Origin of the sequence: Mesorhizobium sp. M0244 (assembly GCF_040321795.1) — a bacterium.
Classification (GTDB): domain Bacteria; phylum Pseudomonadota; class Alphaproteobacteria; order Rhizobiales; family Rhizobiaceae; genus Mesorhizobium.
Map to the genome: position 1 here is coordinate 18,032 of NZ_JAMYSE010000048.1, position 17,747 is coordinate 35,778.

The window sequence follows — 17,747 nt, forward strand, 5'->3', positions numbered from 1 at the left end:
GAGGAGATCCAACGTGGGCATTCCCATTATTCGGACAGTTGCTGAACTGCGCAGCATAGTAGCCGTGTGGCGCCGGGATGGTTTGAAGGTGGCGGTCGTGCCGACCATGGGCGCTCTCCACGAGGGTCATCTCAGCCTTGTGCGGGCCGCGCTCGCAAAGGCCGATCGGGTGATCGTCACGCTCTTTGTCAATCCGAAGCAGTTCAACAGTCCTGCGGATCTCATTGCCTATCCGCGCACCGAATATGACGATGCCGTCAAACTGGCGCCGCTCGGCGCCCACATCCTTTACGCGCCCGACGCGGCGGATGTGTATCCGCGAGGCTTTGCCACGACGGTTTCGGTGAGCGCGCTGAGCGAAGGCCTTTGCGGCGCATTCCGGCCCGGTCATTTCGACGGGGTGGCGACCGTCGTCACCAAGCTTTTTCTCCAGACCGGTGCCGATATGGCCTTCTTTGGCGAAAAGGATTTCCAGCAACTGCATGTGGTGCGCCGGCTTGTTCGCGATCTCGACATCCCGATCGACATCATCGCGAGCCCGACGGTACGCGAAGAGAATGGACTGGCGATGTCGTCGCGCAACGCGCGGCTGTCTGCCGCCGAACGAAAAGCAGCACCCCGCCTGGCCGGTATCCTGTTCGAGACAGCGCGACGGCTGGACCGCGACCGCTGCATCGATCGTGTGCTCGATGAAGCACGCCAGGCCATTCTCTCTGCAGGCTTTTCGCAGGTCGAGTATCTTGAGCTGCGTGCGGACGAGGACCTCGCCATGGTGGCCGCCCCGGACCGACCGGCGCGACTGCTCGTCGCCGCCTGGCTTGGCCAGACGCGGCTGATCGACAATGTCGAAGTGTGGTCACCACGAGGCAGGGTCAAAGGTTTCGTGGAGGCCGCGGCCGCCGCGTAAGCATCCTTTTTTGCTCGAGGCACAATAGGAGCGCCTGCAAGCTGGTCACGAACAGATGCCCTAGCAGCCACCTCGGAACGATCTTACGCACCACGCGGGGTCTGACTAGCTGCGCCCTTGAAGTAGGCGCCCACCACCAGAGCGTCTCGCTGCAAAACAGGCCGCACCGTTGATTGGTTGGTGTAATCCCGAAAGCCGACTACATGCGGCAATCAGTGACCGCCGCGGGGCTTCCCTGATCCGAATTGCCCGTGAGTTTTTTTGGGATCGCGGCCAAGTCGATCAGGGTGTCCCAGCGGCGAACCGTGAAAAGTCAAAGGCATTCACATAATCGCGAAATGCCACTTGCGCCTTGGAATGGTTCTTCAGGTGCGGGAAAATTAGCATCATTTCATAGGGTGGGATTTCCCAGCCCGGGAATAATTCTACGAGGCGGCCGACGGCCACAGACGGCTGGCACACATAAGCGGGCAGGAGTGCAACCCCGTCTCCGGCGATGCAGGATTGCAATAGGAATCCCATTGAATCCGAGGTCGCGGCAGGCGGTGGCCGTAGAACGAGCGGTGTGTCGTCCGACGAGAATACCCATTCGGGCTGCGCATCATGCACCAGACAGCGCCGCCGGAGCAGATCGGTCGGTTCCCGAAGAGGAATGGCACTTGCCAGAAATGCTGGCGCGGCCACAAGCACCCGTTTTATGGAGGAGATACGCCGAATGATTATGTCCTGACCTGTGGTTGTGCCAACGCGAAAGGCGAAATCAACCCGCTCGCGGATGATGTTGAGATGCCGGTTTGTGGCGATCAACTCGATGGCGATGCCGGGAAACTGGGTAGTAAATCCGTGTAGAAAGCTCGGCATGAAATACGTGGCGGTCACCTCCGGGCAGGTGATCTTCAGCTTCCCGACAGGCTGTTCCCTCAGATTGGTCATCGCCATATTCGCGGCCAAAACCTCTGCACGAACGCGGCGGCAGTATTCGAGATAGACTTGACCGCTGCCGGTGAGGCTTACGTGCCGGGTGGAACGATTGAGGAGCCGCAGTCCCAAACGTGCCTCCAGCTGGGCGATACGCTGGCTGACCGTAGACTTAGGCATCCCAATCCGCTCCCCGGCGCGCGTAAAGCTGCCCGTTTCAGCGACTTCGGCCAGAAGTATCATGTCGTCCACGCTATCCAAGCGACGCATCCCCGTTGGTGTTCTTGCCGATTGTACAATGACACGGACAGTATGTCCGTACGATCGGAATTGTTGGAACGCTCTCGGCTGGGTAGCGTGGAAGTGGTAGCGAAAAGGGAATGTGGACATGTCGATCCGTCAGACGACCATCGGGACCGACAGAGTAGGCATGGCCGTGGCGGCGATGATCTTGACTGATCTGGCGCTTTCGATCGCAGATGCGATCATCAAGATCACGATCTCGGACATGCCACTGTCGCAATTCATCTTCTTGCGGTCCTGCGTCACCGTCCCCTTGTTGATCTTTATGATGAAATGGAGGTTGCCTCGGGTATCGCTGAGCCCAGCTCGACCTGGCTGGGCCACGGTTCGAAGCAGCCTGCTTCTGTCCAGTCTGCTGATCTACTACGCTTCGCTTTCGCGCCTCGATTTCTCGATAGCGGCCGCGGTCTACTATACGATCCCGCTGTTCATTACCCTATTTTCGGCCCTCTGGGTCCGCGAGCCTGTCGGCCTGCAAGGTTGGCTCGGAGTTGCGCTCGGGTTTGTAGGGGTACTGCTCATGCTGAAGCCGCAGGCCGGCGACATCAGTACCCACACCCTCATGCCCCTGGCTGCTGCCATTCTCTATGCCCTGGCGATGGTGCTGACGCGGACCAGGACCCGTGCTGAAAACCCGTTCGTTCTGGCGCTCACATTCAATCTGATCGCGATCATTGTGGCAGGTGGGGCAAGCCTGGCGGCAATAATTGCGGGCAGCGATGGCGGGCAGAGTCTGATGATAGGCGAGTGGGTACCGATGGGCTGGAGCCAATGGGGGCTGATGGTGCTGCTAAGTATCACAATGTTGATCGGCAGCGTCGGCACTGCTGTCGCGTACCAGTGGGCACCGTCGGCCATAATCTCAACCTGCGACTTTTCCTATCTGGCATTTGCGGTGTTGTGGGGCGTCCTGCTGTTCTCGGAACGTCTGGACGGCGCTTCCATGCTCGGCATAGGTCTCATCGCACTCGCCGGCATCATCGTCATTCGACATTAGCCGGACTGGAGCACCCAGTTCAGCGATCTTCGGTTGGAACGGTCGCTGCTGGCACCGCTGCACCTGCACCGACGACGGTGCAACGAACGCGGCCGGGGTGCGCCCAAGCCAGACTCACAGTTGATTGCAGGCATCCCGCGAAAATCGCCTGAAGCAGGGTTTGAAGCACCGCGATTTCTTGACGCTAATCGCAAGCGCGTGTTCGGCATACGAGGCGGCAGATTGTCTAGCGCGTTCTTAAGCAGGCTCGGCCGCGCCCCACCTTCCCGGCAAATGTGCGGCTGGTTCGAAACGATCGTCGAGGAACAATTTCCATGAGTCTGGAACAGCATTCTGCCAAATGAAAAGATCTCATCGGCCACACACCGAATGCCCAAGAAATAGCCTTGCGCTGCATGACTTGAATGCGCTTATGGTGCCAGTCCTCCAATGGCCTTCCGGGCCGAGGCGTTACTAACACAAGACAGATTGAGGGAGGCTCAGCCTCATGAGCAGGGTGGCGCGCGAAGATGCGACTTCGACTTCGTCGCCGACGTTTGCGCCGCTCGAGAACCCAACCTTCCGGTCGATCTGGCTAGTCACGCAGGTCTCAAGCCTTGGATGGCTGATGCAAACCGTTGCCGTCAGTTGGCTGATGGCGACGATCTCGAACTCGGACGTGATGGTCGCCTTGGTGCAGGCGTCGACGACGTTTCCGATATTCATCCTGTCGATCTTCGCTGGCGCCCTTGCGGACAATTTCAGCCGCCGCAGCCTGATGTTTGCCGGCTGGTCGGTAATAGCTTTGTCCTCAGCGATGCTGGCCATTCTTGCAGGTCTTGGAATTCTCGACCCGTGGACGGTTCTTGCATTCAGCTGCCTGGCCGGCGTCGGCGCCGCTTTTACCGATCCGGCATGGCATGCTTCGGTCGGTGACATTTTGCGAAAGCGCGAGGTCCCAGCGGCGGTGACGCTCATCTCAGTTGGATACAACGCAGTTAGAAGCGTCGGCCCAGCATTTGGCGGCATCGTCGTCGCTACATTTGGGCCTCTGACCGCCTTTGTTGTGGCGACTCTGACCTACTTGGCGCTGCTGTGGACCATCGGACGCAGGAAGTGGGATGTTCGCGCCTCACCGCTCCCGCGCGAGCCGTTGACCACGGCCATCCATGACGGTGCGCGCTTCACGGCCCTTTCCACAGAGATCAAAGCGGCGATTGCGCGTGGCACGCTCTTCGGCCTGACCAGCATTTCCATACTCGCGCTGCTGCCTCTTGTTGCTCGCGACCAGCTAGGCGGTGGGCCGATCGCTTACGGCGTCCTGATGGCGGGCTTTGGAACAGGCGCCTTAGGCGTCGGCATCTGTAACAATATGTTGAGACGATCGCTGTCCCAGGAACGGCTGACCACTCTTGCATCGATTGCCTGTGCGGCGTGTTGCCTCTCTCTCGCCTTCACTTCTTCAGTGACCGTCGCGGCCATCGCGTTGGCACTCGGGGGCGCAGGTTGGGTAGTCACCTGGACAGGGCTTGACGTCAGCGTTCAGTTGTCAAGCCCCAGGTGGGTCGTTGGCCGCACGCTCTCGATCTACTATGCCTTGTCGTCAGGCGGCATGACAGCCGGCAGCTGGCTGTGGGGCACGGTAGCGGAGAATTATTCGCTGGCCACAGCGTTGGAAATATCCGCGGCTGCCTTGGTGGTGGTCGCTGCTTCCGGCCTTCTGCTGCCGATCCGGCAATGGCAAGACGCCGATCATGATCCCTTTGGCTTCGAAACCCCGAAGCTCGCACTCGAATTGAAACCGAGAAGCGGGCCAATTGTCGTCAAGATCGAGTACGCAATAGCGGAGACAAATGTCGAGGCGTTCTTGGGCTGGATGCAGGAACGACGACGGGTACAAAGCCGTGCCGGCGCCCGGCATTGGCATCTGCAGCGCGATCTTCAAGATCCATCGCTTTGGACCGAGACTTTCCGCACGCCGACGTGGATGGACTATTTGCGCCTAAACCACCGGCTCACGACTGCCGACCAGGCGTTGGACCGGCAACTGCTTGAATTGAACATGGGCGGTGCTCCGCCTCATGCCAAGCTTTCGATTGAGAGACCGACGGGGGCGGCCCGCAGGCGAGATCAAGCCACGGGCTTCTTCTCGCGGTTATGATCACAGGCTCGTCAATGGTCGAAAAAGGAAGCGCCGCATGACTGGCCTGGTGAAATTTGCGAGGCCGGTCATCATCCAAATTAGCCGCCATGGCAAAGAGCGTATTGTGGTCGATGTCACTGACGCAGCCTCCATCTTGATGCGAGACTTTGGAACTCAGACGATTAAGCGCAGGGCAGCTATGGACGTTTGCCTGAAGGTACTGCGGGGTGAAGCTCATTCCACCGCCGCCCGAGGCGCGTTTGTGACGGCCGCGCGCGAAGCAAACATTTTGCGAGGCGATTGATGGATGCCGGGAGCCCGCGCCAGACTGTTCCAGGCGCCGAGGAGTATCTTCCGACCGACATTCGCTATTCCTTATGGTGCAGGATGACAGCTGACCGCTCTCTTCCTACTAGGCAAACATCAACGCCCAGAGAGCCGTTCGCCGTCACTCCTTGCAAGCGCACTGGTCATTGCCCCTAGACGCCGATCACGAGTGCGCCGCCGGTAAGCCCGGCGCCGGCCGCGGCAAGCAGAAGCCTTTCGCCCGCCAAAAACGGCTTGGCCTGATGGGAGAGGGACAGCGACAGAGCAATTGTCGCGGCAGAGGAATTGCCGAACTCCGCAATGCTTCTCACCACCTTCTCAGGGCCAATATCGAGCTTGTCGGCGACGGCGTCGAGAATGCGGGCGTTGGCCTGGTGTGGAACAAACCGATCCACGGACTGAGCTGAAACGTTCGCTACTTCAAGTGCCTCGACCGAACAGCGCGTCATCATCTCGACTGCCTTGGCGAACACGGCGCGTCCATCGGCGATTGTCATGCGGGTTTCGGCTATGTCGAAATCTCCGGCAAACGGCCGGCTGCTGCCGCCCGCAGGGATCTGGATGAGGCCGTAACCGGATCCGTCGGAATCCAGCGAGGCGCCGAGGACGCCGTGACGGGGGTCGGGTGACGGGGCCAGGACCAGGGCGCCCGCGGCGTCGGCGAACAGCACCGCGCTGGCGCGTTCGGCCGGGTTGATGCGGCGGCTCAGGATATTGGCGGCAATGACCAGCGCCGGCTTGCCGTGCGTGCGCACGAAGGCGTCGGCGAAGGTAAGCGCATAGACGAAACCGGCGCAGGCGCCGGCAAGATCGACGGCTCCGGAATGAGCAAGGCCGAGACGGTGCGCGACCAGCGGCGCGCTTGGCGGCAGCAGATGATCGGGCGTCGATGTTGCCAGCAGCAGCAGGCCGACCGCGGTACGGTCGATGCCGGCCATCTCCAACGCCATATCTCCCGCCTGCCCGGCCAGCCCCGACAAGGTGTCGGAAGGCTCCGCCCAGCGGCGTGACCGGATGCCGGTCCGCCTCTCGATCCAGCCGGCTTCCAGGTCAAGCGAGGCCTCGATCTCGGCATTCGGCACGGTCCGCGCCGGCGCGTGGTGGCCGAACCCAACGATTTTCGCGCCTCGGATCATCCGGCTTGCCCAACAAGGTCGGCGGCCTCGTCGATCGCATCATGCAGGCGACCAAGCTCGCTGGCGCTTACGCAATAGGGCGGCAGGAGATAAATCACATTGCCGAGCGGGCGTACCAGGAGATCGCGCTCAAGGAAGAAAGCGCGCAGCTTCGGGCCGACCTCAGCCAGATAGCCGGAGTTGGCCACCGCCAGTTCGAAGGCGGCAATCGTGCCAGTCACCCGGACATCGGCGAAGCGAGAATCTTCGGCAAAGCGGCGAGCCCCTTCGTCTTGCAGTCGCGTCAGTGTTGTGACGCGATCGATGACCGGCTCATCGCGCCAGATAGCGATGTTGGCCAGCGCCGCCGCGCAGGCGATCGGATTGGCGGTGTAGGAGCTCGAATGAAAGAAGGTGCGACTGCGGTCCGGCGAATAATACGCCCGAAAGATGGCGTCAGTGGCGAGCGTGGCGGCAAGCGGGATCGCGCCACCGGTCAGCCCTTTGGAGGTGCACAATATGTCGGGCGCAATAGCTGCCTGCTCACAGGCAAACAGGGTACCGGTCCGGCCCCAGCCGGTCATCACCTCATCTGCGATGAACAGCGTCCCGGAGGCCTCGGCGATACGTTTCAATTCGGCCAGGATTTTTGGCGAATACATCCGCATGCCGCCTGCGCCCAGGACCAGCGGTTCGACGATCAGCGCCGCCGCCTTGCGATCACGGCTGAACGCTTCGAAGGCGTCGAGCGTTTCCTGTTCGCATCCCTCGGCAGGGAAAGGGATGGTGTCGACGTCGAAGAGCAGCGGTTCGTAGGCTGCGTTGAAGACGCCGCGGGCGCCGACGCTCATCGCCCCGATCGTGTCGCCGTGATAGCTCGATTCCATCACAACGATACGCGAGCGCGGCGCGCCGATGTTGCGGAAATAGCCAAGCGCCATTTTGAGCGCCACTTCGACACTGGTCGAGCCGCTGTCGGAATAAAAGACCCAGTCCAGACCATTCGGCGCCAGGCCGATGAGCGCGCTAGCCAGTTCCTCGGCCGGCGCGTGGGTGAGACCGGCGAATATGATCTGGTCGAGCGTTTCGGCAGTTGAGCGGATCGCCTCGACGATCGCGGGATGGCGATGGCCGTGGGTCACCACCCACCATGAGGATATTGCGTCGAGAATGCGCCGTCCGTCATCCGTCTGCAGGTAAGCCCCTTCGGTCCGGACGACCTTCGGCAGGGCCGCTTCGACGGCGTGCTGGGTGAAGGGGTGCCAGACGGCTGAGCGGCTCATATGCTGGCCTGCTGAAAAGGCGCCATGTCGAAATGCGCTGCCATGGCCGACAGGAGAGTGTCGGGCGCCAGCGGATCGAGGAAAGGCAAGCGGCCAAGCACACGCACCTTGCCGATCGCGGCGATCGTGCATTCGGTGTCGGGCATGGGGTCACCAATGAACGCTATGCCCAAAAGCGGGATATCGCGGCGGCGCAGCGCCTCGATCGATAGAAGCGTGTGGTTGATCGTGCCGAGCGCGGTGCGCGCACAAAGCACGACCGGCGCGCGCCAGCGGGCGAACATATCAATAAACAGGATTTTGCGGGTGAGCGGCACCATAAGGCCCCCGGCTGCCTCGACGATCAGCGGGCGCGCCGTTATGGGCAGAACGAGGCGGTCGGGATCGATCAAAACGCCATCGAGTTCGGCGGCACGATGGGGCGACAGCGGTCGGACCAGCCGCCAGGCTTCCGGGGCGATCCGATCTGGGGGCAGCTCCGCGAGCCTGGCTACCGTCTGGGTGTCGGTTTCGCCGTCTAGCCCCGACTGCACCGGTTTCCAGTAGGCGCCATTGAGCAGCCTGACCAGACCAGCCGCGAGAACCGTCTTGCCGATGCCGGTGTCGGTGCCGGTGATGACGAAGGTTTGGCTCATGCCGCCATTCGCTCCCATTCCTCTGCCAGTGCCTTGACCATCGCAGCGACGTCGGCCTGCTCGACATTGAGCGTCAGCGAAATCCTGAGCCGAGCCGTGCCCTCGGGCACCGTTGGCGGGCGGATGCCGCGCACATCGAAACCGCGCGCCTGCAGCGCGCTGGCGAGCGCCATGGCGCGGGCGTTGTCGCCGACGATGACCGGCAGGATCTGCGAGCCGCTCGGCGCCACCCCGCAGCAGGCTTTGAGTTCCCGGCCGGCGAAGGCGACGAGTGCTGCAAGCCGCTCGCGGCGCTCGGGTTCGTCATGCAGGACGGCGAGCGCCTCGGTTGCAGCCACCGCCATTAGCGGCGAAGGGGCGGTGGCATAGATGAAAGGCCGGCAACGATTGATGAGGTAGTCGCCGATGACCTTGGGTCCGGTCACCAGCGCGCCGGAGGCGCCAAGCGCCTTGCCGCAAGTGTGCAACACGACGACATTGTCGCGGCCTTCGAGATCGTGCGCTAGGCCGCGTCCATCAGGTCCATAGACGCCGGTGGCATGCGCCTCGTCGATCAGCAGAAAAGCGTGGTGACGGTCGGCAAGTGCCGCCAGATCGGCAAGGGGCGCGCGGTCGCCGTCCATGGAATAGAGGCTCTCGACCACGATCCAGGGGCGACCCGTGCCGCCCAAACGCCGCCACGCCAAAATGGCGTCTTCGAAGGCGTCGACGTCGTTGTGGGATGCCTCCACGGATGAAGCGCGGCCGGCCCGCGCGCCCTCATGGGCACTGGCATGGATGAGTGCGTCTAGGACGACGAGGTCGCCCTTTTGCGGAAGTGTGGTCAGGACGGCGAAATTGGCGAGGTAGCCCCCGCTGAAGAAAAGCGCACGTTCGGCGCCGAAGAAGCGCGCCGCTTCGGCTTCTAGCGTCTCGTGCTCGGGTCCATTGCCGCGCAACAGGCGAGACCCCGTAGCGCCGATCGGCGTGCCGGCTGCAAGTGCTGCTGCGACAGCTTTGGCCAGGCGCGGCGAGGCTGCCAGTCCCAGATAATCATTGGAGGCGAAATCGAGACCGGCACGCGGCGACAACGTGCGCAAACGGTTCTTGCGCGCGAGCCCGCTCAGCGTCGTCTCATAGCGGTCGAGCAAGCCCCCTGCGCTCACCGGGCGGAAAGCTCCATTGGTTCAATACCGAGCTTGCGAAAGAGCGCAGTGTCCTTATCCTCACTCGGGTTGTCCGCCGTCAGCAGCGTATCGCCGACAAAGACGGAATTGGCGCCGGCAAAGAAGCACAGTGCCTGCATTTCCTCGCTCATTGCCGTGCGGCCGGCCGACAAGCGAACATGGGATTGCGGCATCAGGATACGGGCAAGCGCAATGGTGCGCACGAATTCGATCGGCTCTGTTGGCCGCTCATGACCAAGCGGTGTGCCTTCAATCGGGATCAGCATGTTGATCGGGACGCTGTCGGGCGGCTCGGGGAGATTGGCGAGCGTCACCAGCATGTCCACGCGGTCGACCGGTTCCTCGCCCATGCCGACAATGCCGCCGCAGCAGACTTTGATGCCGCTATTGCGAACATTGTCCAATGTTTCGAGCCGGTCGGCGAACGAGCGCGTCGTGATGACTTCGCCGTAATAGCGCTCGGACGTATCGATGTTGTGATTGTAGTAGTCGAGCCCCGCTGTCTTTAGCTGCTGCGCCTGCTCAACATCGAGCATCCCTAATGTCATGCAGGTTTCCATGCCGAGCGCCTTGACGCCTTCGACCATGGCGACCACGACCTCCATGTCGCGCGCCTTGGGGCTGCGCCACGCCGCGCCCATGCAATAGCGCGTCGCACCCGCATCGCGCGCCTTGCGGGCTTCCTCGATGACGCGTTCGACCGCCATCAGCTTGGAGGCCTTCAGTCCGGAATTGTGGTGCGCGGACTGGCTGCAATAACCACAATCCTCGGGGCAGCCGCCGGTCTTGATGCTCAGCAGCCGGCTGAGCTGAACGCGGTTGGGATCAAAGTTCGCACGATGGACGCAATGTGCGCGAAACAGCAGTTCGTTGAAGGGAGACTCGTAGAGGGCGCGGGCTTCGGCTTGGCTCCACAGGCGGCGGCTTCTGGCAGCTCCCCTATCTGCGGCCGATCCTTGCATGGGCGAAACAAGCGTCATGATTTCCCCTATCCGTGAGCAGGCCCGCGCTGTTTACAGGACGCGACGGGTTTTTCCAGCCGAAATCTGAAATTCACTGCGGGTCAAAATGTCATTTCCCTCGCAGCCAGCATAATGGGCCCAAGAACCGACCGAGGCGTGCTGTCGGCAGGACGCGGGCGCATTTGCTCGACCTGGCCTTGAGGACCGCGCCGGTTCGGCTCCTCGCCGGTGTCCAGAACAATCCTAATCAAGCTGGTAACATGTCATTCAGCCGGATTGTCTATAGCAACAATATGACCCCGCGCGGTAAACGTATTCTGGGCAAATCTACAGTCGTGACGATAATTGCAGTCGTCGCGACTTTCGGCCTGTCGTTCACGGCAAGACTTGGCTTGCAGATGCCGATCGACTGGCTGAGTTGGGTGGAATGCACCTTCATCCCGATTCTGATCGGATTGCCCGTCAGCGCCTTCATTTTCACCCAGGCGGAAACGATCCAGGAAACATGTGACAAGTTGGAGAAATCATACACAGCCCTGAGGGACGCACATGATAGGCTGACCTTCGTGACCAGTCACGACCCGATGACGGGCCTTCTCAGTCGCGGTGAATTTATCGCAAGGATGGACAGAAAGCGTGACGAAGGTGAATGCGACACACTGCTCCTGATCGATCCGGATCACTTTTCCATGATAAACGACCAACACGGCCATTCCAAAGGTGACGAGGCTTTGGTTCGAATTGCAAAGGCGCTCGTTTATCTGACACGCCCGGGAGACTCGATCGGTCGTCTTGGCGGAGAAGAGTTTGGGGTGTTGTTACGCAGCGCGCGTAAAGAGCAGGCAGGTACCATTGCGGAAAACATGCGCCGTCTTATCGAGGCGGGCCCGATGGCGAAAGGCCAACAGGACGGCGTGAAAGTGACTGTCAGCATCGGCGGCGCGGAAATCTCTCCCGATGCAGATGCTCAAGACGTCCTTCGCACCGCCGGACGATGCCTTTTTGAAGCGAAACAGCGTGGACGAAATCGTGTTTCGTTCGACTATGAATCGGGCAAATTGCGGGCCGTGACGCCATAACCCAGCTTAGGCCCAGCCTGACGCGGGCAGAATATTGCCCGAGATGGCCTGCCTTCCGCCCTGCCCATCCGCGCGAACAGCCCGAGCCACATTAGAACCGCGTTGCACAGCCTTGGGGACTGTTTTCCGGTAGACGGCATTATTGGAGTCCATCTCCCAAGTGACACAAGAAAGCCCGCCCCATTGTCTGGAGCAGGCCTTTGTGTGCGCGGTACTCAGAACCTTGCCGCTACGCGAAAGATAGTAGCCAATGGTAAACACCGACTGAAGATTAGTGCCGTTTTGATGGCCTTTGAGCTTCCGGCCCCTGCCAGCCGACAATTGCTCGCGAGTTGACAGCTTGCTCATGCAGGCCGAACTCGCGCAATCCCTCCCCCCGCGATAGCGCACAAGTCTTTCGCTGCGCACGCGACCGCGGCAAGTCAACGGTGATGAGCCGCGCCGCGCCCGCCCTTCTCCCAGCACCCTGTCGGCGAGATAGATCGCTTAACTCGAGTTCATCGGTAACCATGACCATCGATCGGCAGCCACTCCCTGCTTTAAATCCAGCTCCGCCACGCAGGAAGCCGGATTGATCGTAGGTTCGGTTCACAGCCGCTCATTGGCCGACGCACCCGGCGCACGGCTGGTGCAGCAATTGCGCAGGGTGCGATATTTATCTTAAGCTGAAAAATCGGTCGTGACGTCATCCGAAAATGCCGGGTCTTGCAATTTTTTCTTTGCTGCGTCTAAGTTCCAAGGAACCGGCCTGGCAGAACGGCCGGGCCCCACTGCAATTGTTACGAAGGAATACGTAGATATGGCCACCGGAACCGTGAAGTGGTTCAACAGCACCAAGGGATTTGGATTCATCCAGCCCGACAACGGAGGTCAGGACGTTTTCGTCCACATTTCCGCTGTCGAACGAGCGGGCCTCTCGACCCTCGCTGATGGGCAGAAGATCAACTACGAGATTGAACAGGACCGCCGGACTGGCAAGTCCTCCGCGGGCAATCTCAGCAAAGCTGGTTGATTTCAGCTGACTCCCTTAAGAGCCGGACGGACGCGGCAGGCCGGGATGGCCGGCCGACCGTTCGATACGAGCGATAGCACATGGCTGACCTCACCCTTTGGCAACAGATGGCTGCCAAGGGATGCGAGTTGGCTTAGCAACCCAGGCTTTTGGACATGCGTTGGCCCGAATATCTGGCCTTGCTCTCTGTCTTGAGTCCGAAACGCACAGACTTACGTCGACGGCGAAGCTCGATCGGCGATCAGGCTGAGACCTTCTTGCGGCTCCGCTTCGTCGGCCAGGCACTTCCGGCTCTTTTGGTTTGCGGCCGAGCCCCATCGTCTTGCCAACACCGAGCGCGTGGCGGCGTAGTTCGGCGCGACCATGGGATAATCCGCCGGCAGACCCCATCTGGCGCGATATTCATCCGGCGTCAGCCCGTGCTGGGTCGACAGACGGCGCTTCAGGGCCTGATCGAGCGGCCGCTGCTCTCCGCTCGATGAGGAGGGGATAATCGTAAACAATTTCCAAGCCCCACCGCCGGGTACCACAGCCGTATCCGATTTGGCCAGTTCATGCACCGGCCAAGGCGCGAGATCCTCGGTCTCATCGAGAAGCCGACTCTCCTCCTGACCGTTGTCGAGTCGAAGCAGATGAACGGCGGGTGTTCCCCAGGGCGGCAGGACTCGTTGCTTGCTGCCAGCTGCACAAATCCTGGTCACCCCTGCGATGGCTGAAGCTCTGCCTCCCCCAGTCACTTTGCAAGCCATCGAGGGCTACGATCAATTTGGACCTCAGTCGCTGCGTAGAATTTTCGCTTCTAACGCCGCTGCAACGAAAGCCCGTCTCGCTACCGGCGTCCGGGCTTCTCCACGCAGAACCTGAAGACATGCATCCATAGCCATATTTCGCTTCTTCGTCTGATGAGGGAAACTCCGCAGCAGGATCGAGGCTGCGTCGTTCACATCGAATATGACGCGCTCACGGTCATGCCGGCCAACTTGCACCACCACGGGCCGGGCGAACCTGCTCGACATGCAATTACACTCTCAGTTCCGACCATGACATGATTTTCGCGTATCATGACGTTCGGAGAATTTATACATTTCTGACTAGGGCCAGAACAGAACTGGCAGTTGCCCAATCTCAAGACAAGCAGGCCGCTATCTGTTCCGGCCTTGATGCGCAAGAAAGCACAGCGGAATTCTGTCGCGTCCGGGGTGAAGCGGCGGCCTTCTACGACGCCGGCGCCAAGGTTGCCGTGGTGACCCCCAATGACAAGCTGCGCGCTTTGTTCTCCCAGCCTCGGGATTTCCTGAAGCCCGAGCCTTCCTTTCTGGGTGCCAGCTTCTAACGCCGATAGCGTCCGTCAATTCAAAATTTCGCGAGTGCCGATCCTTTTCCGACCGGATCCGGGCGAAGGAAGGGCTGGCATTACGGGCCGGCGCGAAAGGTTCGGCGGGCGTTCGGGGCTTTCGAACTTGGTTGTCAAAATTTGCGGTTGAAATTTACTTTCGCCGAATTGTTCGGTAGGGGATCAACACGCAGCGACTACTCTAGAGGGGGGGTGAAAGAGGGATGCAGCGTCTGTCTCCCGCAAGGCTCGGGGACGTTCTGGCCGGCGACCTGCGGGCTTTTGGCGGGCCCTCGACGATTGAACCACTTGCCGGCCGCATTAGAGCGGAGCAGGTCAGTATCGTGCTCCGCAACACGCCTCTTGGCATGGTTGCGAACATACTCAATGCGGCCACTCTCGTTATGGCGGTTTGGGGCTCGCCCGACCAAACGAAAGCCATCCTTTGGGCTAGTGTCCTCATCGGCGCCGCTGGTTTCGTAGGCCTAAGAGCGAGATCATCGTTTCAGTCAGTCAAACCTAGATCAGTGTCTCGCCGGACAACGCGAAACCTAGTGCGGAACGCCCTGCTGTTCGGCACTTGGTGGGGCGCACTTCCCATTCTGTTCTTCGGCGGGGCAACAAGTGCAGCCCAGGTCGTCATCACCTGCCTGAGCGCAGGGATGATCGCAGGCGGTGCCGCCTCGTTTTACACGATTCCCATTGCGGCCATCGCGTATACGCTGCCGATCTTCGTCGGTTCGGCGGTTGCGATTGTGTGGATGGAAGGCGCCGTCAATCTGCCCGTCGCAATCCTGATATTAAGCTACGCCACCACGCTGTTTCGGGCAGTGCTTGCTCACGCGTCTGAATTTACCCAACGCTTCATTCTGCAAGCGGAAAGCGAAAATGCCATTCGCAGGGATGTTCTAACCAGTTTGCCAAACCGGTTCAGCTTCAACGAGCGGCTGGAGAGCGCGTTGGCGGACGCAAAGCAGTTTGACCAACACTTTGCCTTGCTTTTATTCGACATTAACAATTTTGACGAGGTGAATGCTTACTTTGGTCGAGCAATGGCGGATGCCCTTTTGGTCGAAGTGGCTGCGAGAATTCGGAAATTAACGCGGGAGACCGATGACATTGCCAGGTTTGAGGGCGGCGAATTTGCAATAATCGCTGCACGCGATATCAGGCCAGATCAAATCAGGTTCTTGGCCAAACAGATCATAGATGTCATGCGCGCGCCGTTCTTGATCGGAGGGCGCGAAATATATTGCAGGGCTTCTATCGGCATCGCTCTGGCGCCCACTGACGGTTTGGATGCCAACCAGCTCCTGCGGTGCGTCGATACCGCGCTACACAGGGCCAAGACGCGCGGGGCGAGCTCCATCCAGTTTTTCAGCGCAAATGATGATGAGGCTGCTGCAAGGCGCCATGCCCTTGAACGCGATCTGGCATCCGCGCTCGCCAACGACCAGCTCTGGCTCGCATTTCAACCCTTTCTCGACCTCGGGAGTGATCGCATCCGAGGTTTTGAAGCGCTGCTGCGGTGGCAGCATCCGACCCTCGGCGCGATCCCTCCATCGGAGTTCATTCCTATCGCTGAAGAAACCGGATTGATTCACAGCATCGGACACTGGGTCATCAAAACGGCTTGTTTGGCAGCTGCGCGCTGGCCGCGCGACGTGCGGGTCTCCGTCAACTTGTCGGTAGTGCAGCTCAAGGACAAGGCCTTGCTGGATGGAATTGTAGCGACCTTGGCTGAAGCCGGTTTGGAGCCGCGAAGACTGGAGGTCGAGATCACGGAATCGGTGCTGATTTCCGATTTTGAAGACGCTATTTCATTGTTGCAATCGTTGAATTTTTTATCCGTCACAGTTGCCCTTGACGACTTCGGCACTGGCTTTTCATCGCTGACGTATCTTCGTAAATTGCCTCTTTCGCGGCTCAAGATCGACCGATCTTTTGTCCAGGATATGCTCACCGATGCGGACTGCGCCGCGATTGTGAGATCACTGATTGAATTGGCGCACGAGCTTCGAATTGGGGTCACGGCCGAAGGCGTCGAAACCCCCGAACAGCTCGACTATCTTCGCCGCGTCGGTTGTGACGAAGCTCAAGGCTATTTAATCGGGAAACCTGTCCGGATAGACGACATTCTTTGCATTGCTGCGAAGCCGTTTGGTCAGCAGCTAAATACATGAACGGCACGACCCGTACTTTGCCGGCGATGGTCTGGTTTTTTCTCGTACGCCAACGGTGATGAGGTGAGGTAACGGACGCCACCCGGCAACAATTTTTCCTGAGGCAATGCGGTCTGCTTTCATCTTGATAGCAGACGATGCCACTCGGCGAACTCATCGGAATTTCCAAGAGTTTTCTTGGCCAGGGCAGGCGTCGGTTCCGGGGCAGCATCATGGGATCTAACCTTCAGGAAGTCCCACGGCAAAGAACTGTTTTCGATATTCTCGATTATAGATCCAGTGGCGAATGATGCAGCAAGATCGACAGCTTTGCGGCGGCGTGCGATCCGGATTGCCGACGAAAGAGCTTGGGCGGTTGTCCTGTAGCGGACCGGGCTCTTGCCGGAAATTGGGCGGATGGGGAGCAGGACGTCGAGAATCTGTCTGATCGGATTCATGGAAGCTCCCTTCTGACTGTCGGCGGCAACCATATAACCAGCCGCGGCAACGAATGACAATTGGACGACGTGGTTTCATCCTTCGTGCGCGACCACAGGAGAGCCCACGTGACGAAACTGACAAAACATCTCGGCACCGTGATCGTGACGTCGGATGGCACAGGCCTGTCGGCTCCCGGGCGTATCAGGACTTTTCCAATGACGCTGACGGCGACGGTGGACCCCGACGGCAAGCAACGAGGACGGGTCCGTTGAATTGGACCCTAGCGAATTTGCCGACTGGAACGGTGAAGCGGTTCAACAGCACCAAGGGGTTTGGATATCCAGCCCGACAATGGCGGTCAGGATGTTTTCGTCCACATTTCCGCTGTCGAACGCGCGGCGCCTCTCGAACCCTCGCTGACGGCCAGAAGATCAATTTTAAGATCGGGCAGGACCGCCCACCGGCAAGTCCTCTGCTGGCAATCTCTGCCGGCTGACTTTCTGCTCCGTCCTGGCAGGCCAAACCGCAAAGCCGGAAGCACATTGCTGCAAGGCGTTGCGAATTCCTTGTGAATAGCTTTTTTGAAGGGAAGGCAGGGTTTTGCCCCCACCTTTCATACTCCGGGCAGATGCAGATTATGCCGATGGCAGCTGCGCGCCCCAGATCGAACCTCGATTTCTGAGATCAAGCTGTGACCTCCTTGCTGGTCCGCTTCGCCGGCGTCGGCGTTTCGGCTCTTTACGTTTGCGGCCGAGCCCCATGGTCTTGGCCAACGCCGAGCGCGCAGCGGCGTAATTCGGCGCAACCATAGGGTAATCCGCTGGCAGACGCCATTTGACGCGATTTTCTTTCGCTATAGGGCTGCCCCTCCCGCCGTCGTGCACAAGTTGGGCGGCCCGCCGGTGGCGGTCACGTGACCGGGTCAGAATTGGCAACGCGCTCCTCGAACTCTCCGGCGCGCGTCTCAAAGCACAGTTACCGAGCG

At 60.1% G+C, this 17,747-nt stretch carries 17 protein-coding genes and 3 pseudogenes; 10 read left to right on the forward strand and 10 right to left on the reverse strand.

Features of this window, described 5'->3' with window-relative positions:
- Positions 1-13: 13 nt before the first annotated feature.
- Positions 14-907, forward strand: coding sequence for a pantoate--beta-alanine ligase (panC, locus tag NKJ08_RS24235; RefSeq protein ID WP_352783670.1), 894 nt, complete (start codon positions 14-16; stop codon positions 905-907).
- Between the two features lie 282 nt (positions 908-1,189).
- On the opposite strand, the gene NKJ08_RS24240 is transcribed toward panC, so the two are convergent.
- Positions 1,190-2,077, reverse strand: coding sequence for a LysR family transcriptional regulator (locus tag NKJ08_RS24240; protein WP_352783711.1), 888 nt, complete (start codon positions 2,075-2,077; stop codon positions 1,190-1,192).
- A 136-nt stretch (positions 2,078-2,213) separates the two neighbouring features.
- Here NKJ08_RS24240 and NKJ08_RS24245 point away from each other — a divergent pair, with 136 nt between their 5' ends.
- From NKJ08_RS24245 to NKJ08_RS24255, 3 genes are all read left to right on the forward strand, one after another.
- Entirely contained in the window at positions 2,214-3,125 is a 912-nt protein-coding gene (locus NKJ08_RS24245) for a DMT family transporter (protein WP_352783672.1), read from the forward strand.
- A 487-nt stretch (positions 3,126-3,612) separates the two neighbouring features.
- On the forward strand, positions 3,613-5,265 hold the full coding sequence (locus NKJ08_RS24250) for an MFS transporter (RefSeq protein ID WP_352603770.1): 1,653 nt from the start codon (positions 3,613-3,615) through the stop codon (positions 5,263-5,265).
- 37 nt (positions 5,266-5,302) lie between these two features.
- Positions 5,303-5,551 carry a DUF982 domain-containing protein gene (locus NKJ08_RS24255; RefSeq protein ID WP_352603772.1) on the forward strand — a complete coding sequence of 83 codons (249 nt, stop codon included), beginning with the start codon at positions 5,303-5,305 and terminating at the stop codon, positions 5,549-5,551.
- Between the two features lie 175 nt (positions 5,552-5,726).
- On the opposite strand, the gene bioZ is transcribed toward NKJ08_RS24255, so the two are convergent.
- The 5 genes from bioZ to bioB are packed head-to-tail and all read right to left on the reverse strand — an operon-like array spanning position 5,727 to position 10,735.
- Positions 5,727-6,710, reverse strand: coding sequence for a 3-oxopimeloyl-[acyl-carrier-protein] synthase BioZ (gene bioZ / locus NKJ08_RS24260; protein WP_352783675.1), 984 nt, complete (start codon positions 6,708-6,710; stop codon positions 5,727-5,729).
- On the reverse strand, positions 6,707-7,972 hold the full coding sequence (locus NKJ08_RS24265) for an adenosylmethionine--8-amino-7-oxononanoate transaminase (protein ID WP_352783677.1): 1,266 nt from the start codon (positions 7,970-7,972) through the stop codon (positions 6,707-6,709). The genes bioZ and NKJ08_RS24265 overlap by 4 nt, the downstream gene beginning before the upstream one ends.
- The gene (gene bioD, locus NKJ08_RS24270; protein WP_352783679.1) at positions 7,969-8,607 is read right to left on the reverse strand and encodes a dethiobiotin synthase; all 639 of its coding nucleotides are present in this window, start codon (positions 8,605-8,607) and stop codon (positions 7,969-7,971) included. The genes NKJ08_RS24265 and bioD overlap by 4 nt, the downstream gene beginning before the upstream one ends.
- Positions 8,604-9,752, reverse strand: coding sequence for an 8-amino-7-oxononanoate synthase (locus NKJ08_RS24275; protein ID WP_352783681.1), 1,149 nt, complete (start codon positions 9,750-9,752; stop codon positions 8,604-8,606). The genes bioD and NKJ08_RS24275 overlap by 4 nt, the downstream gene beginning before the upstream one ends.
- Positions 9,749-10,735, reverse strand: coding sequence for a biotin synthase BioB (gene bioB / locus NKJ08_RS24280; RefSeq protein WP_352783714.1), 987 nt, complete (start codon positions 10,733-10,735; stop codon positions 9,749-9,751). Before bioB ends, NKJ08_RS24275 begins: the two co-directional genes overlap by 4 nt.
- A gap of 182 nt (positions 10,736-10,917) precedes the next feature.
- Between bioB and NKJ08_RS24285 the strand changes: the two genes are divergently transcribed.
- Positions 10,918-11,814: a GGDEF domain-containing protein gene (locus NKJ08_RS24285; RefSeq protein WP_352783683.1), complete on the forward strand. Its 897-nt coding sequence runs from the start codon at positions 10,918-10,920 to the stop codon at positions 11,812-11,814.
- Between the two features lie 799 nt (positions 11,815-12,613).
- Positions 12,614-12,826 (forward strand): cold-shock protein, encoded by a 213-nt coding sequence (locus NKJ08_RS24290; protein ID WP_027038889.1) that lies wholly within the window; start codon positions 12,614-12,616, stop codon positions 12,824-12,826.
- Between the two features lie 241 nt (positions 12,827-13,067).
- Here the strand turns inward: NKJ08_RS24290 and NKJ08_RS24295 are convergent.
- Positions 13,068-13,278 (reverse strand): annotated as a pseudogene (locus NKJ08_RS24295) (MucR family transcriptional regulator); the annotation flags it as partial.
- Between the two features lie 321 nt (positions 13,279-13,599).
- On the reverse strand, positions 13,600-13,842 hold the full coding sequence (locus NKJ08_RS24300; protein WP_352603788.1) for a DUF982 domain-containing protein: 243 nt from the start codon (positions 13,840-13,842) through the stop codon (positions 13,600-13,602).
- A gap of 29 nt (positions 13,843-13,871) precedes the next feature.
- Between NKJ08_RS24300 and NKJ08_RS24305 the strand changes: the two genes are divergently transcribed.
- Both NKJ08_RS24305 and NKJ08_RS24310 read left to right on the forward strand, forming a co-directional pair.
- A complete protein-coding gene (locus tag NKJ08_RS24305) occupies positions 13,872-14,159 on the forward strand; it encodes a hypothetical protein (RefSeq protein ID WP_352603790.1) in 288 nt (95 codons plus the stop codon).
- A gap of 224 nt (positions 14,160-14,383) precedes the next feature.
- A complete protein-coding gene (locus NKJ08_RS24310) occupies positions 14,384-16,342 on the forward strand; it encodes a putative bifunctional diguanylate cyclase/phosphodiesterase (RefSeq protein WP_352783686.1) in 1,959 nt (652 codons plus the stop codon).
- Between the two features lie 119 nt (positions 16,343-16,461).
- On the opposite strand, the gene NKJ08_RS24315 is transcribed toward NKJ08_RS24310, so the two are convergent.
- Entirely contained in the window at positions 16,462-16,779 is a 318-nt protein-coding gene (locus tag NKJ08_RS24315) for a hypothetical protein (RefSeq protein WP_352754214.1), read from the reverse strand.
- A 108-nt stretch (positions 16,780-16,887) separates the two neighbouring features.
- On the opposite strand from NKJ08_RS24315, the gene NKJ08_RS24320 reads away from it, so the two are divergent.
- Both NKJ08_RS24320 and NKJ08_RS24325 read left to right on the forward strand, forming a co-directional pair.
- A complete protein-coding gene (locus NKJ08_RS24320; protein ID WP_352492056.1) occupies positions 16,888-17,034 on the forward strand; it encodes a hypothetical protein in 147 nt (48 codons plus the stop codon).
- Positions 17,035-17,051: 17 nt separating this feature from the next.
- Positions 17,052-17,248: pseudogene (locus tag NKJ08_RS24325) on the forward strand (cold-shock protein); the annotation flags it as partial.
- Between the two features lie 149 nt (positions 17,249-17,397).
- On the opposite strand, the pseudogene NKJ08_RS24330 reads toward NKJ08_RS24325, so the two are convergent.
- Positions 17,398-17,610: pseudogene (locus NKJ08_RS24330) on the reverse strand (MucR family transcriptional regulator); the annotation flags it as partial.
- Between the last annotated feature and the right edge of the window lie 137 nt (positions 17,611-17,747).